The sequence below is a fragment of the Streptomyces sp. NPDC051105 genome (genome assembly GCF_040682795.1).
Lineage (GTDB): Bacteria > Actinomycetota > Actinomycetes > Streptomycetales > Streptomycetaceae > Streptomyces.
Genome location: NZ_JBFBBR010000011.1, coordinates 1 through 13980 on the forward strand (window position 1 = coordinate 1; position 13980 = coordinate 13980).

A 13980-nucleotide genomic window follows, 5' to 3' on the forward strand; every position below is an offset into this window, starting at 1 on the left:
CGCGAGGTCGAGGGCCGTGAGCATGTTCGTGTAGCCGAGTTCCGTGGAGAAGCTCAGGCCCAGGACGTCGAAGGCGCGGACGGGCCGGTGGCTGTCCACCGTGAACTGCGGGACGCGGTGCTCGCGCATCAGCGCCTCCAGGTCGGGCCACACGCTGTACGTGCGCTCGGCCAGGACGCCCTGCTGCTCGTTGAGGACCTCGTAGAGGATCATGACGCCCTGGTTGGGCAGGCCGACCTCGTAGGCGTCGGGGTACATCAGCGCCCAGCGGACGTCGCAGTCCTCCCACGGCTTGACCGTGGAGTTGAGCTCACCGCCGACGTACTGGATCGGCTTCTGCACATGCGGGAGCAGAGCTTCGAGCTGCGGGAACACAGACTCGGCGACCGGGGCGGCGGCTTCGGCAGGCATCTCGCGGACCTTTGTGAGCTGACTGGGGGCACCCCCGGCCGGAGGCTGGGGGGAGGGTGGTCATCCAGCGTAGCGCGCCCGGCGGTGTCCCCCGTACGCCCGCTCAGACGGGCGCATCCTTCCCGGTCTTCTTCTTGATCTTCTTCCAGACGGCCGGCGCCTCCGCCTGCACCGCCGCCGCCCGCCGCTCCTCGCGGCCGTACAGCAGCCCGTAGGTGAACGCGCTCTCCCCGGCCGCGTGGGCCACCGCGGACAGTTCGCGCAGGGTCTCGCGGGCCATCACGCTGTCCTGGTGCTCGCCGAGCCGGGACTGCAGCGACTTCATGGACTTGACCAGGGACTTCGCCGGGCCGCCGAGGGCGGGGCGGGCCGCCTCGGCCGCGTAGCGGGTGCGCTTGGCCTTCTTGCGGGCCTCGTGCAGGCCGAGGTCGCGGTCGTGGCCGGCGGGCTGTGCCATGGCCGTCTCGATCAGGTCGGTCACCTTCGCGAAGTCCTTGTGCACGGCCTTGGCGAGGACCTTCTCCGGTTTCCCGGCGGCCGCTTCGCGCAGTGGCGGGTCGGCGATCAGGGTGTCCAGGGTGTCCAGCAGGGCGAGGTAGCGCTTGGAGTTCAGGACGCCGAGCAGCCGGCGCCGGGAGCCGCTTTGGCCGGCCTCGGCCCAGGCCTGCAGACGGTCGTGGATCGGGCCGGAGACGAGGGGGCCGGGGACCTCGTCCAGGGCGGTCATCAGGCGTTCGGCGAGGACCTCCTGGTCGCGGCCCTCGCCGAGTTCCCCGGCGAGCCACTTCAGCTCGTCCGCGACCGGGTCGGTGACCTCCCGGTCGAGGACCTTGCCGAAGGAGCGGAAGGTGCTGCGCAGCCGGCGGGTGGCCACCCGCATGTCGTGGACGCCCTCCTCGGTGTCCAGGCGTACGGCGGGGTCGAGTTCGACGATCGCGTCCCGCTGGGCGCGGACGTAGGCCAGGACGTGGTCGCCGGCCGTGACGGGCGCGCCGGAGTCCGGCTTCGGCGGGTGCGGTTTTGCGCCCTTGGTCTCGGCCAGCGCCCGGGCCAGTTTGGAGGCGGACTTCGACGGTCGTACGTCCGCCTTGCCCAACCGTTTCTCCACCTTGTCGAGGAAGGCCGGGTCGCCGCCGTCGGCGAGTTCCACCTCGATCTCGGTCCACTGGGCCTTGCCCGCGCCGCCGAAGAGCCGTTCGGCCCGGACGCGGTCCACGCTCACCTCGGCGAGCAGGGCGCCGTGCGCGTCGACGAGGTGGCGGATGTCGCGGGTGGTGCGCAGCCGGATCACCGGGACCAGCTGGCCCTCGCGGACGCGGGAGCGGGCCAGGCCGGCCAGTTCGTCGGGGATCGTGTCGGAGAGCGGTGCGTGGATCTCGTCCCGGATGCCGGGGGCCACCGGGAGTTTGAGGTGCCAGCCGGCGTCGGTGCCGCCGGTGCGGTGGCGCAGGGTGACTCTGGCCGAGGCCAGGCGCAGGTCTGAGGTGTCGTGGTAGGTCGCGTCGAGTTCGGCGGTGCCCTTGTCCACGACGTTCGCCACGCCGGCGACGCCGGTCAGGTCGGGCAGTCCACTCTCGTCGGATTCGTACTTGCGCTCGATCTCACGCTTCGTATCCGCCATGAACCGAATCTAGTTGCCCTCGCCGCACAGGGACAGCGGGCACCGGAGGCAAATCGGAGGAAAAATCTGAATGTGGGTGAGGTGAACACATCGGAAACGACATGTCCACCTCACCCTCAGGGCGTCCGGCGGCTATGCCGGCATCAACCCGTTACGCCGACATCGGGCGCTGCACCCTGATCGACTGCAACAGCCCCACCGCCACCCACACCGCGAACATCGACGAGCCGCCGTACGACACGAACGGCAGCGGCAGGCCGGTGACCGGCATGATCCCGAGGGTCATGCCGATGTTCTCGAACGCCTGGAACGCGAACCAGGCCACGATCCCCGCCGCCACGACCGTGCCGTACAGCTCGGTCGTCTCGCGGGCGATACGGCAGGCCCGCCACAGGACGACGCCGAGGAGCACGATGATCAGGCCCGCGCCGACGAAGCCCAGCTCCTCCCCCGCCACCGTGAAGACGAAGTCGGTCTGCTGCTCGGGGACGAACTGGCCGGTGGTCTGCGAGCCGTGGAACAGACCGGCGCCGGTCAGGCCGCCGGAACCGATGGCGATCCGGGCCTGGTTGGTGTTGTAGCCGACGCCCGCGGGGTCGAGGTCGGGGTTGGCGAAGGCCGCGAAGCGGTTGATCTGGTACTCGTCCAGGATGTGCAGCTGCCAGACCGCGATCGCGCCCAGCAGGCCGGTCGCGAGCAGGCCGAAGATCCAGCGGTTGGAGGCGCCGGAGGCGAGCAGCACGGCCAGGATGATGATGACCATGACCATGACCGAGCCGAGGTCGGGCATCAGGAGCACGATCAGGATCGGCACCGAGGCCAGGCCCAGGGCCTGCAGGACCGTGCGGTGGTCGGGGTACTTCTTGTCGCCGGCGTCGACCCGGGCCGCCAGTATCATCGCCATCCCCAGGATGATGGTGATCTTGACGAACTCGGACGGCTGGAGCGAGAAGCCGCCGCCGAGCACGATCCAGGAGTGCGCGCCGTTGACGGTGGAGCCCAGCGGGGTGAGCACGGCGAGGATGCCGAGCAGCGACAGGCCGTAGAGGATCGGCACCGCGTTGCGCAGCTGGCGGTGGCCGATCCAGACCGTGGCGATCATCAGGGCGAGCCCGATGCCGGTGTTCATCAGGTGCCGGAACAGGAAGTAGTACTGGTCGCCCTGGTTGATCTCGGTGCGGTTGCGGGTCGCCGAGAACACCAGCAGCGAGCCCAGCAGGGACAGCGCCAGGGCCGCCATCAGCATCGGCCAGTCCAGGCGGCGGGCCAGCGAGTCCCGGGCGAACAGCCGGGTCCAGCCGGCCCGCGCGGGACCGTAGCCGGAGACGGAGAAGCTGTTGACTCCGGTCATGCCGGGAACCTCCCGCCAGAAACGCTGCTCACGTCGGCATCCTCCGGCTTCCCCTCTTCCGCGCCCGCCTTCGGGTGTCGCGGTTGCCCGTCGACGGCGAGGACGTGGTGGCCGGGGTCTGCTGGCCGTCGTCGCCCTTGTCGCCCTGCTGGCTCGCCTGGAAGTCCTTCACCGGGTCCTTGGAGATCTTCGGGGAGGCGATGGTGCCGTCCGTGCGGACCTTCGGCAGGCCCTGCTGCGGGGTGTAGAGCAGCGCCTTGGACTTGTCGATGGAGCCGTCGGCACCGACGCCGTACAGCGCGCTGTAGATGTTGCGGACCGCCTCACCGGAGGCACCGGAACCGGTACCGGCCTGGGCGATGGTCATGATGACCGTGTAGTCCTTGCTGTAGGTGGCGAGCCACGACGTGGTCTGCTTGCCGTAGACCTCGGCGGTACCGGTCTTGCCGTGCAGGGCGATCTTGTCCTGCGGCCAGCCGCCGAACTTCCACGCGGCGGTACCGCGGGTGATGACGCCCGCGAAGGCCTCGTCCATGCCCTTGAGGGTGGCCTGGCTGACGGGCAGCTTGCGCAGCGCCTTGGGCTTGATCTCCTGGACGGACTTGCCGTCGGCGCTGACGATGGCCTTGCCGATGGTCGGCTGGTACTCGGTGCCGCCGTTGGCCACCGCGCCGTAGATCATCGCCTCCTGGATCGGCGTGACGAGGGTGTCGCCCTGGCCGATGGAGTAGTTGATCTCGTCGCCCTCGCGCATCTTGTTGCCTTCGAGGCAGTTCTCGTACTCGATCTTCTGGACGTAGGTGCCGTCCTTCTTGCCGGACTTGCACCAGGCGTCCTTGTTGGCCTTCCAGTAGTCGAGCTTCCACTGGCGGTCGGGGACCCGGCCGGTGACCTCGTTGGGGAGGTCGACGCCGGTCTCCTTGCCGAGGCCGAACTGGTGGGCGGTCTTGAAGAACCAGTCCTTGGGCTCGCCCTTCTTCGGGTTGATGCCGCCGTCCTTCTTCCACTCGCGGTCGGCGAGGCCGTAGAAGACGGTGTCGCAGGACACCTCCAGGGCGCGGCCGAGCGAGATCGGGCCGAAGTTCTCGCCCTCGAAGTTCTTGAAGACCTGGCCGCCCACCGAGTACGAACTCGTGCAGGGGTAGCCGCCGTCCCAGACGTAGCCGGCCTGGACCGCGGCGGCCGTGGAGACCACCTTGAACGTCGAACCGGGCGCCGCCTGACCCTGTATGGCCCTGTTGAGCAGCGGGTAGTCGGAGTTCTTGCCGGTGAGGGCCTTGTAGTCCTTGGCGGAGATGCCGCCGACCCAGACGTTCGGGTCGTAGGTCGGCGCGGAGGCCATGGCGACGATCCGGCCGGTCTTGGCCTCCATCACGACGACGGCGCCGGAGTCGGCCTTGTAGTTCTCCTGGGTGATCTTGTCGTACTGCTTGCGGGCGACCTTCATCGCGTTGTCCAGCTCGTACTCGGCGACCCGCTGGACGCGGGAGTCGATGCTGGTGACCAGGTTGGAACCGGGCTCGGCGGCGTCGGACTTGGCCTTGCCGATGACCCGGCCGAGGTTGTCCACCTCGTAGCGGGTGACGCCTGCCTTGCCGCGCAGTTCCTTGTCGTACTCGCGCTCCAGGCCGGAGCGGCCGACCATGTCCGAGCGCAGGTAGGGCGAGCTGGTGTTCTGGGCCTGCTGGATCTCGGCGTCGGTGACCGGGGAGAGGTAGCCGAGGACCTGGGAGGTGTTGGCCTTGCCGGGGGCCGGGTAGCGGCGTACGGCCTCGGGCTCGGCGGTGATGCCGGGGAAGTCCTCGGCGCGCTCGCGGATCTGCAGGGCCTGCTTGGCGGTGGCCTCGTCGGTGATCGGGATCGGCTGGTAGGGGGAGCCGTTCCAGCAGGGCTGCGGGGTCTTGGAGTCGCAGAGGCGGACCTTCTGCATGACCTCGGTGGGGCTCATCCCGAGGACGCCGGCGAGCTTGGTGAGGACCGCCTTGCCGTCGTCCGCCTGCTTGAGCAGGTCGGTGCGGGAGGCGGAGACGACCAGCCGGGTCTCGTTGTCCGCGATGGGGACTCCGCGCGCGTCCAGGATCGAGCCGCGTACGGCGGGATCGACGACCTGCTGGACGTGGTTGCCGGAGGCTTCCTTCTGGTACTCGGCGCCCTCCCGGATCTGCAGGTACCACAGGCGGCCGCCGAGGGTGCCGAGCAGGGAGAGGACCAGGATCTGGATGACGACGAGACGGATCTGGACCCGTGGGGTCCGACCGGTCTCGGGAATGTTGGTCACTGGGTTGCCTCCCCCTCTCAGTGATGTGTGTATGTGTCATATACGACGAAGCTGTGCGCCGCGTCGCCGGGCCCCCGGGTGAACTCCGGTGCCCTCACAGGCGCTTGACCCCCTTGATCCGGCCGACGCGGACGTTGCGGGTGCGCGCCCTGGCCTTCAGGGAGCCGAGGCCGCCGCGCTGGCCGCCGATGCGCAGTCCGGTGCCGGAGGAGAGCCAGCCGGAGGAGATGTCGCCCGCCCTGGTGCCGGAGTTGGCCTCCGTCAGCGGGTCGCTGTCGGCACGGCGGGCCAGCCACATGATGCCGGGGACCACGAACGGGGCGAGCAGCAGGTCGTAGAGGGCGGCGCTGATCAGCAGGCTGGTCATGCCGACGTGCCGGGCGGCGGTGTCGCCGACGAGGGCGCCGACGCCGGCGTACAGCAGGGTGGAGCCGACGGCGGCGGCGACCACGACGAGCATCGGCCCCGTCGCGGACTTCAGCCGGCCGTTCTCCGGCTTGATCAGGCCCGCGAAGTAGCCGACGACGCACAGCACCAGGGCGTACCGCCCGGCCGCGTGGTCGGCGGGCGGGGCGAGGTCGGCGAGGAGTCCGGCGCCGAAGCCGACGAGGGCGCCGCCGACATGGCCGTACACCATGGCGAGGCCGAGGACGGTGAGCAGCATCAGGTCGGGGACGGCGCCCGGCAGATGGAGGCGGGCGAGGACGCTCACCTGGACCACCAGGGCGACGACGACCAGGGCGGAGGAGAGCAGGATCCGGTTGACACGCATGAAGGGGATTCAGCTCCTACCGCTGCTGGTTGGTGGTGTCCGACGAGTCCGTGCCCGAGTCCGATCCCGTGTTCGCGCTCGCGGACGGGGTGACCGTGACGGTCACCGTCGGGGTCGGTGTCGGCTTCGGCTTGGCCGGGAGCACCTCGTCACGCGGGTCCTTCTTGGGCGCCTCGACGACCACGCCGACGACGTCGAGCTTGGTGAAGGACACGAACGGCGTGACGTAGAGGGTGCGGGTGAGGCCGCCGTTGGACGGGTCGACGCTGGAGACCGTGCCGACCGGGACGCCGGGCACGAAGGGCCGGTCGGCCTGGGAGCCGAAGGTGACGAGCCGGTCGCCCTTCTTCACCTCGGCCTTGCCGTTGAGGAGTTCGACGCGCAGCGGGCGGTCGCCCTGCCCGGAGGCGAAGCCGAGTTCGTCGCTGCCCTCCATGCGGGTGCCGACGGTGAAGTCGGGGTCGTTGGCGAGCAGGACGGTGGAGGCGTCGGGGCCGACGGTGGTGACGCGGCCGACCAGGCCGTTGCCGTTGAGGACGGTCATGTCGCGCTTGATGCCGTCGTTGGCGCCGACGTCGATGGTGATGGTCCAGGAGAAGCCCTGCGCCGACCCTATGGCGATGACCTGGGCGCCCTTGATGCCGTACTGGCCCTCGGCGGCGATGTTCAGCATCTTGTCGAGCTGCGCCAGGCGGCTGCGGTTGCGGTCGTTGCTGCCGAGCTTCGCCTTGAGGGTCGCGTTCTGCTTCTCCAGCCGGGCCAGCCGGTCGTGCCGTTCGCCGGAGTCGCGGATGGCGGAGACGGCGTTGCCCACCGGGTCCACCACCGTCGACATGCCGTTCTCGATCGGGCCGAAGGCCGCGGCCGCGGCCTGCCGGGCGCCGTCGACCGGGGAGTTCCTGCCACCTCGGATGTCCACCGTGATCAGCGCGAACGCGATGGCGATCAGCAGCACCAGGAGCAGCCGGCTCTCTTTCGTGTCCCTCACGTGCGGCGGCCGTGCCTTCCTCGATAGGAACTTGCGGGAGCTTGTGTGGTGAATCGGGGGGAAGTCAGGGGGGAGGAAGCTCGTTCGTGTGAGCCTATGCCTCCATATCAACGATCCGCCGCACGAGAGGGGATCATCTCGTACGGCGGAATCGAAGAGTTACGTCATCTGCGCGGCTGGGCGTCCAGGACCTGCTGGAGCGCCTCGAATTCCTCGACGCACTTGCCGGAGCCGAGCGCCACGCTGTCCAGTGGGTCCTCGGCGATGTGGATCGGCATGCCGGTCTCCCGGCGCAGCCGCTCGTCCAGACCGCGCAGCAGTGCTCCGCCGCCGGTCAGAACGATTCCCCTGTCCATGATGTCGCCGGACAGCTCCGGCGGGCACTTGTCCAGCGTGGTCTTGACGGCGTCCACGATCGCGTTGACGGGTTCCTCGATCGCCTTGCGGACCTCGGCGGCCGAGATGACGACGGTCTTCGGCAGCCCGGACACCAGGTCCCGGCCGCGGATTTCGGTGTGCTCGTCGGAGTCCAGGTCGTACGCCGAACCGATCGTGATCTTGATCTGCTCGGCCGTCCGCTCACCGAGAAGGAGGCTGTACTCCTTCTTGATGTGCTGGATGATCGCGTTGTCCAGCTCGTCGCCCGCGACACGGATCGACTGGGCGGTGACGATGCCGCCCAGCGAGATGACCGCGACCTCCGTGGTGCCGCCGCCGATGTCCACCACCATGTTGCCCGTGGCCTCGTGGACCGGCAGGCCGGAACCGATGGCGGCCGCCATGGGCTCCTCGATGATGTGCACCTGGCGGGCACCGGCCTGCGACGACGCCTCGATCACCGCGCGGCGCTCGACACCGGTGATACCGGAGGGCACGCACACGACGACCCGCGGCCGCGCCAGGTAGCGCCGCTTGTGGATCTTCAGGATGAAGTAGCGGAGCATCCGCTCGGTGATCTCGAAGTCGGCGATCACGCCGTCCTTCAGCGGACGTACGGCGACGATGTTGCCGGGCGTGCGCCCGATCATCTTCTTCGCTTCCGCGCCGACCGCGAGAATTCCACCGGTGTTCGTGTTGATCGCGACGACGGACGGTTCGTTGAGTACGATCCCGCGACCCCTGACGTACACCAGCGTGTTGGCGGTCCCGAGGTCGACAGCCATGTCACGGCCGATGAACGACATTGAGTTCCCCATCAGGATTCGTCTGGCCTTCCTGGGAGCTTTTGAGGGCATTTCAGGTCGGCGAAGTGGGTGCTGTGACGTGAAGGCTTACATCGTAGACGCGCCTGCACGAACACTGCGCGAGGGTCTTCGCCATTGTCATCACGGAGAGGGCCGCCTCGCTTGTGGAGACGGTCCGACGGGGGCACTCGTTCCCCCGATCGGCGCGCATATGCCGAGGGACGGCCGAAATCATTCGACCGTCCCAGGCCAGACGGAGTAGCGGACTGACATCCAGTCAGAAAAATCTACGGAAACTCTACGGGGACCCGCCCCGGGGAGTCAGGCGCGGCCCGGGAAGAAGATCTTGACCTCGCGCTCGGCGGACTCCTCGGAGTCGGACGCGTGGATCAGGTTCTCGCGGACGATCACCCCGAAGTCGCCGCGGATCGAGCCCGGCGCGGCGGCGATCGGGTCGGTGGGGCCGGCCAGTGCGCGGATGCCCTCGATGACCCGCTCGCCCTCGACGATCAGGGCGACGACCGGGCCGGAGGCCATGAACTCGACCAGCGGCTCGTAGAACGGCTTGCCGACGTGCTCGGCGTAGTGCTGCTCCAGTGTCGCCCGCTCCAGGGAGCGCAGCTCCAGCGCGGTGATCCGCCAGTCGGCCTTGCGCTCGATACGGCCGATGATCTCGCCGGTCAGGCCGCGACGGACGGCGTCGGGCTTGAGCAGGACGAGGGTGCGCTGAGTCACGTGAGGGCTCCTTCGCGGTACTTACGTGTGCGGTGAGGAGAGGCTACAGGGCTGGTCCGGGCGTTCGTCACGCAGTGTCAGTAGACCCTGTCACCGGTGGCCGGGGGCTGCCGCCCGCCGGACTCCCCGCTCCGGCCTGAACGGCCTCGCCCTCAGACTCCCCCAGAGGGGGCACCCCCGGACAGGCTGTTCTCGGTGCTCTGCGCCGCGAAGCGCGCCTTCGCCTCGTCGATCTTCCTGCCGTAGTGCACCGACGCCCACCACAGGGCCGCGAAGACCGCGCCCATGAAGTACATCGTCGGCACGAAGACGCCGGAGGCGATCAGGGCGATCTGCAGGGCCCAGCCGAGGGCGATGCCGGCGGGGCGGGTGAGCACACCGCACAGGGCCACGCAGAGGAACATCGCGATGCCGCTGACCAGCCACACCGTGGCGGTGGACAGGTCGGGGTCCTTCATGGCGACCAGCGCGGCGAAGCCGATGACGAAGAACTCGCCGATCAGGGTGGAGGAGCAGAGCGTCCGCATGATCAGGCCCTCCCCAGGAGCAGCCGGGCCTCGCCGACCGTGATGACCGAGCCGGTGACCAGCACCCCCGCGCCCGCGAACTCGCCCTCCTCCTCGGCCAGCGTGATCGCGGCCTCCAGGGCGTCGGGCAGCCGCGGCTCGACCTGGACGCGGTCCTCGCCGAACACCTCGACGGCGACCGCGGCCAGTTCGTCCGAGTCCATCGCGCGGTGGCTGGAGTTCTGGGTGATCACGACCTCGGCGAAGATCGGTTCGAAGGCCTCCAGGAGGCCCCGGACGTTCTTGTCGCCGCTCGCCCCGACCACGCCGATCAGCCGGCTGAAGTCGAAGGCCTCGCCGACCGCCTCGGCGGTGGCGCGGGCGCCGGCCGGGTTGTGTGCGGCGTCCAGGACGACGGTGGGAGAGCGCCGTACGACTTCGAGACGGCCCGGCGAGGTGACCGCCGCGAACGCCTTGCGGACCGTGTCGATGGCGAGGGGCTCGGGGCGCTGGGAGCCGACGCCGAAGAACGCCTCCACGGCGGCCAGCGCGACGGCCGCGTTGTGGGCCTGGTACGGGCCGTGCAGCGGGAGGAAGACCTGGTCGTACTCGCCGCCGAGGCCGCGCAGGGTGAGCAGCTGGCCGCCGACGGCGACCTGGCGGGCGACCACGCCGAACTCCAGGCCCTCCCGGGCCACCGTGGCGTCCACCTCGACGGCCTTCTTCAGCAGCACCTGGGCCGCGTCCACCGGCTGCTGGGCCAGGATCACGGTGGCGTCCTGCTTGATGATCCCGGCCTTCTCGCCGGCGATCTCGGCGGTGGTCTCGCCGAGCCGGTCGGTGTGGTCGAGGTCGATGGGGGTGACGACGGCGACGTCCCCGTCGATGACGTTGGTGGCGTCCCAGGAGCCGCCCATGCCGACCTCGACGACGGCCACGTCGACGGGGGCGTCCGCGAACGCCGCGTACGCCATGCCGGTGAGCACCTCGAAGAAGGAGAGCCGGTACTCCTGCCGGGAGTCGACCATCTCGACGTACGGCTTGATGTCCTGGTAGGTCTCGATGAACCGCTCGGCGGAGATCGGGGCGCCGTCGAGGCTGATGCGCTCGGTGACCGACTGCACGTGGGGGCTGGTGTAGCGGCCGGTGCGCAGGTCGAAAGCGCCGAGCAGGGCCTCGACCATGCGGGCGGTGGAGGTCTTGCCGTTGGTGCCGGTGATGTGGATCGACGGGTACGCCCGCTGGGGCTCGCCCAGGACGTCCATGAGGGCGGTGATCCGGGTGACCGACGGCTCCAGCTTGGTCTCGCCCCAGCGGGTCGCCAGCTCCGCCTCGACCTCGCGCAGGGCCCGGTCGACCTCGGGGTCCTCGGGGCGGGCCGGGACGTCGGCCTGCGCCGGGCCGCCCTGGGTACGCAGGGTCCGGCTGCCGGCCTCGATCACCGCGAGATCGGGGTCGCGGTCCGTCTCGGCCGCGACGATGTCGTCGAAGTTGTCTTCGAGGTTCTCGTCGAAGCTGTCATGGGGGTCGCGCGGGGGCAGATCACTCACGGCACCAGTCTACGGAGCGCCGCACGGACCCGGCGGCCCAGGAGGCCCGGGAAGGTCAGGAAGGTTCCGCGGGGGGCAGGGCCTGCTCGCACCAGATGGTCTTGCCGGCGGAGGTCTGCCGGGTGCCCCAGCGCTGGGTGAGCTGGGCGACCAGCAGCAGGCCGCGGCCGCCCTCGTCGAAGACGCGGGCCCGCCGCAGGTGGGGGGCGGTGCTGCTGCCGTCGGAGACCTCGCAGATCAGCATCGTGGTGTCCCGGATGAGCCGCAGCTGGATCGGGGAGCCGCCGTAGCGGATCGCGTTGGTGACCAGCTCGCTGACCACCAGTTCGGTGGTGAACGACAGGTCGTCCAGCTGCCAGGCGCCGAGCTGGCGGGTGGTCAGGGTCCGGGCCCGGGCGACGTGCTCGGGGTCCGAGGGGACGTCCCAGGTGGCCACCTGGTCGCAGGGCAGGGCGCGGGTGCGGGCCAGCAGCAGCGTGACGTCGTCGGCGGGTTCGCCGGTGCGCAGGGCTGCCACCACGTGGTCGCAGGTCGCCTCCAGCGACTCCCCGGGCGTCGCCAGCGCACGGCGGAGCCGGTCGAGCCCCTGGCTCAGGTCGAGGTTGCGGGAGTGCACCAGCCCGTTGCTGAACAGCGCGAGGGTGGTGCCTCCGGCGAGGTCCAGCTCGGTCGTCTCGAACGCCAGGCCACCGAGCCCGAGCGGCGGTCCGGGCTGGCCGGGGGCCTTCTCCACCGCGCCCTGCGGGGTGATCACGAAGGGCAGCGGATGGCCCGCGCTGGCGAGGGAGCAGTGCCGCGAGACGGGGTCGTAGACGGCGTACAGGCAGGTCGAGCCCACCTCGCCGGCCGGTTCCAGGGCGCCGTCGTCGAGGTGCAGGACGAGGTCGTCGAGGTGGGTGAGGAGTTCCTCGGGCGGCAGGTCGACGTCGGCGAGGGTGCGGACCGCCGTGCGCAGCCGGCCCATGGTGGCCGAGGCCTGAATGCCGTGGCCGACGACGTCTCCGACGACCAGGGCCACCCGGGTGCCCGACAGCGGGATCACGTCGAGCCAGTCGCCGCCGACTCCGGCCCGGGTACCGGTCGGGAGGTAGCGGTAGGCGATGTCGACGGCCGGCCGGGCGGGCAGGCTGTGCGGCAGCAGGCTGTGCTGGAGGGCCAGCGCGGTCTCGCGCTCCCGGGTGTAGCGCCGCGCGTTGTCGATGGCGGCCGCGGTCTTCGCGGCCAGTTCCTCGGCGTCGGACAGGTCGTCCTTCTCGAACGGTGGGGAGTCCCGGGTCCGCCAGAAGGCGATCACCCCCATCGTGACGCCCTGTGCCGACAGCGGCGCGGTGATCAGCGAGCCCATGCCGTAGGCGAGCAGCCGGTCCACGCACCGGGTGTCGGTGGCCCACCCCGCCGGGGCGGTGCGCAGGTCGGTGTGGAGGGCCGCGCCGGTGCCGGGGGCGGCCCGGCCGGGGGCGGCCGGTGCGCCGACCGGGGCCAGTGGCGACTCGTCGCGGATGCCGCCGATGGCGACCCGGCGCAGGCCCTCGCCGTCGTCGTTCGCCGGCTCCCCGCCGGTCAGGACGGCCGCCGCCAGGTCGACGGTGACGTGGTCGGCGAAGCGGGGCACGGCGACCCGGACGAGTTCGTCGGCGGTCCGCCGCACGTCGAGGGTGGTGCCCACGGCCGTGCCGGCGTCGTAGAGCAGTCGGAGCCGGCGGTGGCTCTTCTCCAGGGAGGCGGCCATGCTGTTGAACGCCGTCTCCAGCTGCCCGATCTCCCGTCTGCCGGAGGGCGGCACCCGGGCGCTGAGGTCACCGGCAGCGAGCCGGGTGGCGGTGACGGCCATCCTGCGCACCGGCCAGACGATCACCCGGGTCACGTAGGCCCCGAAGCCGACGATCAGCAGGACCGCCCCGGCGACACCGACGGATGCCGCGAAGGTCAGGTGGTCCATCCGGTGCTCAAGGGCGTGCTCCTGCTTGTCGATGACGCCCCGCTCGTCGGCGAGGTAGTCGCTGAGCTGACCGCGGAGCGCCTCGACGAGCTGTCTGCCCTCCCGCGTGCGTGCGCTGCTGACCGCGGCGGGATCGCCGCGCCGGGCCGCGTCGACGAGCGGGACCGAGTAGTCGTGGATGAAGGACTGCCCGGACTGCCGGATCTGCCGGGCGAGCTGCCGCTGGGAGGGGGAGGGGCTCATGTCCACGAGCCGCTGTGCCTGCACGGGGAACGCGGCCCGTCCCGCCCGCCACGGCTTGAGGAACTCGTCCTGCCGGGTGATGACGTAGCTCAGCTGACCGCCCTCCATGTCGACCACGGCCTTCTCGACGGTCATGGCCTGGGTGAGTGCCGGCCGGCCGCCCCGGGCGGTCACCAGGGAGCCGCGCGCGTCCTGGATCGCCCACAGCAGCATCAGGAAGACGAGGCCGATGAGCACCGCGAGCAGGGCGCCCGTGACAGCCGTCAGGGGGACCAGTCCCCCTTGCGGAGGTGTCCTTGTTCGGCCCCTGCGCTGCATGCGGGCGTTCCCTCCGCCACGAAGCATCAAAACGGAACATTAAGGTCATGTTCCTACTTTTGGATTGTAGGGCGGTGGCCGGTC

The 13980-nt window shown here is 70.3% G+C and carries 10 protein-coding genes and 1 pseudogene; all 11 read right to left on the reverse strand.

What is annotated here, in order from left to right; all coding sequences use genetic code 11:
• A pseudogene (locus AB0N16_RS26170) lies at positions 1–411 on the reverse strand (B12-binding domain-containing radical SAM protein); the annotation flags it as partial.
• A 103-nt stretch (positions 412–514) separates the two neighbouring features.
• On the reverse strand, positions 515–2032 hold the full coding sequence (locus tag AB0N16_RS26175) for a CYTH and CHAD domain-containing protein (protein WP_365800660.1): 1518 nt from the start codon (positions 2030–2032) through the stop codon (positions 515–517).
• Positions 2033–2183: 151 nt separating this feature from the next.
• A complete protein-coding gene (gene rodA, locus AB0N16_RS26180) occupies positions 2184–3383 on the reverse strand; it encodes a rod shape-determining protein RodA (protein ID WP_365800662.1) in 1200 nt (399 codons plus the stop codon).
• 28 nt (positions 3384–3411) lie between these two features.
• On the reverse strand, positions 3412–5661 hold the full coding sequence (gene mrdA / locus AB0N16_RS26185) for a penicillin-binding protein 2 (RefSeq protein ID WP_365800664.1): 2250 nt from the start codon (positions 5659–5661) through the stop codon (positions 3412–3414).
• Positions 5662–5755: 94 nt separating this feature from the next.
• Positions 5756–6433, reverse strand: a complete 678-nt coding sequence (gene mreD / locus AB0N16_RS26190) for a rod shape-determining protein MreD (protein WP_365800666.1) — start codon at positions 6431–6433, stop codon at positions 5756–5758.
• 16 nt (positions 6434–6449) lie between these two features.
• Positions 6450–7421 carry a rod shape-determining protein MreC gene (mreC, locus tag AB0N16_RS26195; protein ID WP_365800668.1) on the reverse strand — a complete coding sequence of 324 codons (972 nt, stop codon included), beginning with the start codon at positions 7419–7421 and terminating at the stop codon, positions 6450–6452.
• A gap of 164 nt (positions 7422–7585) precedes the next feature.
• Positions 7586–8605 (reverse strand): rod shape-determining protein, encoded by a 1020-nt coding sequence (locus AB0N16_RS26200; protein WP_004001297.1) that lies wholly within the window; start codon positions 8603–8605, stop codon positions 7586–7588.
• Positions 8606–8926: 321 nt separating this feature from the next.
• Positions 8927–9340: a nucleoside-diphosphate kinase gene (gene ndk, locus AB0N16_RS26205; protein ID WP_362575699.1), complete on the reverse strand. Its 414-nt coding sequence runs from the start codon at positions 9338–9340 to the stop codon at positions 8927–8929.
• A gap of 152 nt (positions 9341–9492) precedes the next feature.
• The gene (locus tag AB0N16_RS26210; RefSeq protein ID WP_365800671.1) at positions 9493–9867 is read right to left on the reverse strand and encodes a DUF4233 domain-containing protein; all 375 of its coding nucleotides are present in this window, start codon (positions 9865–9867) and stop codon (positions 9493–9495) included.
• 2 nt (positions 9868–9869) lie between these two features.
• Entirely contained in the window at positions 9870–11396 is a 1527-nt protein-coding gene (locus tag AB0N16_RS26215; protein WP_365800673.1) for a folylpolyglutamate synthase/dihydrofolate synthase family protein, read from the reverse strand.
• Positions 11397–11451: 55 nt separating this feature from the next.
• Positions 11452–13896, reverse strand: coding sequence for a SpoIIE family protein phosphatase (locus AB0N16_RS26220; protein ID WP_365800675.1), 2445 nt, complete (start codon positions 13894–13896; stop codon positions 11452–11454).
• Between the last annotated feature and the right edge of the window lie 84 nt (positions 13897–13980).

Excerpts from the sequence above, each read along its gene's own strand:
- AB0N16_RS26220 (WP_365800675.1), bottom strand. The coding sequence starts at position 13,896 with ATGCAGCGCAGGGGCCGAACAAGGACACCTCCGCAAGGGGGACTGGTC.
- AB0N16_RS26200 (WP_004001297.1), bottom strand. The coding sequence starts at position 8,605 with ATGTCGTTCATCGGCCGTGACATGGCTGTCGACCTCGGGACCGCCAAC.
- mreD (WP_365800666.1), bottom strand. The coding sequence starts at position 6,433 with ATGCGTGTCAACCGGATCCTGCTCTCCTCCGCCCTGGTCGTCGTCGCC.
- AB0N16_RS26175 (WP_365800660.1), bottom strand. The coding sequence starts at position 2,032 with ATGGCGGATACGAAGCGTGAGATCGAGCGCAAGTACGAATCCGACGAG.
- AB0N16_RS26210 (WP_365800671.1), bottom strand. The coding sequence starts at position 9,867 with ATGCGGACGCTCTGCTCCTCCACCCTGATCGGCGAGTTCTTCGTCATC.
- rodA (WP_365800662.1), bottom strand. The coding sequence starts at position 3,383 with ATGACCGGAGTCAACAGCTTCTCCGTCTCCGGCTACGGTCCCGCGCGG.